Raw genomic sequence first — 242 nt, forward strand, 5'->3', positions numbered from 1 at the left:
TTTTTTTTATACGGATACGAATAATGGTATGAATAAAAAGATACAAATAGCTTTTAGTAGTTTTTTCCTAATAATTATAATAGGATGTGGTATAGATGCTGAAGATAAAACAAGAGTAATTCAGATAAGTGAGACAATAGAAGAATCAAAGGCAAGAGGAGTTTTTTTGGCCGAATATAGGCCGAACAGAGAACTAATAAAAAAAGCATGGGCAGAAATCCCCTGGGTATATGATACTCTTG

The 242-nt window shown here is 31.8% G+C and carries 1 protein-coding gene; it reads left to right on the forward strand.

The window, feature by feature from the left end; all coding sequences use genetic code 11:
• Nucleotides 1–242, forward strand: a 242-nt coding sequence (locus tag GFU93_RS03250; protein WP_160567237.1) for a hypothetical protein, incomplete at both ends; no start/stop codon positions are given.

It is taken from the genome of Apibacter sp. B3546, assembly GCF_009827885.1.
Classification (GTDB): domain Bacteria; phylum Bacteroidota; class Bacteroidia; order Flavobacteriales; family Weeksellaceae; genus Apibacter.